Origin of the sequence: Pseudomonas sp. HMSC065H01 (assembly GCF_001815235.1) — a bacterium.
GTDB classification, from domain to species: domain Bacteria; phylum Pseudomonadota; class Gammaproteobacteria; order Pseudomonadales; family Pseudomonadaceae; genus Pseudomonas; species Pseudomonas aeruginosa.
Genome location: NZ_KV819871.1, coordinates 1 through 1,358 on the forward strand (window position 1 = coordinate 1; position 1,358 = coordinate 1,358).

1 pseudogene is annotated in these 1,358 nt (G+C 69.3%); it reads right to left on the reverse strand.

What is annotated here, in order from left to right:
* Positions 1 to 1,358: pseudogene (locus HMPREF3014_RS34355) on the reverse strand (RHS repeat protein); the annotation flags it as partial.

Genomic DNA, 1,358 nt, shown 5'->3' on the forward strand with positions numbered 1-1,358 from the left:
GCGACCTGCTGGCCGTCGAGGCTGACGCTTTGCAGGCGGCCCTGGGCGTCGTAGGCCAGTTTGCGCGCGGCGCGGTCCTGGGTGAGGTTGCCGGCGGCGTCGCTGGTCACCGCTTGCGCGCCGATGGCGGTCAATCGGTTGCTGTCGGGCGCGTACTGGTAGTCCTGGCTGCTGGCGGTGCCGCCTGAGGCGGGGTTGTCGCTGCGTTGGGTGCGGTTGCCGACCGCGTCGTAGGCATAGCTGCGCCCGCCCTGGACGCCGCGTTCCTCGGTCAGGCGGTCCAGCGGGTCGTACTGGTAGTCCAGGGTGCCCCAGAGGCTATGGCGGTGCTGCTGGATATTGCCATTGGCATCGTGCTGGTAGTCGCTCTGCCAGGGGCCGACCTTCTGCCGCAGCAGTTGGTAGTCCTGGTCGTACTCGCGGCTGAGGGCGATGCCGTTGCCCCAGGTCAGGCGCTGCAGCGGGCCGAAGGGCAGGTAGGCGATCTGCCCGACCAGGGGGCTCGGCGCCTTGTCGCCTACTGCCAGGGTCACGCTGGCGACCTGGCCGCCGGCGTTGCGCGGGTAGCCGATGGCGAGGCCGGAGGGGTAGCCGATCTCCAGCAGTTGGTTGGCCGCGTCGTAGCGGTAGGTCACGCGGTCGAGCAGGGTCTGCTGGTCGAGGCGGATGCTGCGTACCTGCTCGACCAGGTTGCCGCGCTCGTCGTAGCGGTACACCAGGCTGTCGCGGGCACCTTCGATGGCGCCCAGGCGGCCGATGCCCTTGTTGCCGTCGGCGGTGAGGTCGTAGCGGTACTGTACGTCGAGGCTCGGGTCGCTCGGCGAGTGGCGCTCGATCAGGCGATTGAGGGCGTCGTAGCGATACTCGGTGACCGTACCGCGAGCGTCGGTGCGGCGGATGACGTTGCCGGCGGCGTCGTGCTCGAAGGTGGTGGTGCCGCTGTCCGGGCTGACCAGTCGGGTCAGGTTGCCGAGGCCGTCGTATTCGTAGCGGGTGGTGACGCCGCGCGGGTCCTTGACCTCGGTGAGGTTGTCCTGGGCGTCGTAGGCGAGTTGGGTCTTGCCGCCGAGAGGATCGCTCTGGCCGACCAGCCGGTCGAGGGCGTCGAAGGCCTGGCTGTGGGCGAACTGGCGCGGGTTGGTTTCGCCGACCGGATTGTCGTTGAGGTCGTAGGCGAAGCTGCGTGTCTGGCCGCCGGCGCCGACCGCACGGAGCAGCCGGCCAAGCTCGTCGTAGGCCCATTGCTGCTGGCGCACCAGGCTGCCGCTGGCGTCCTTGATGCGCTGGGCGGTGCGATTGCCCTTGGTGTCGACGTCGTATTCGAGGCGTTCGCCGAGGTTGTTGCCGATCGCCACCAG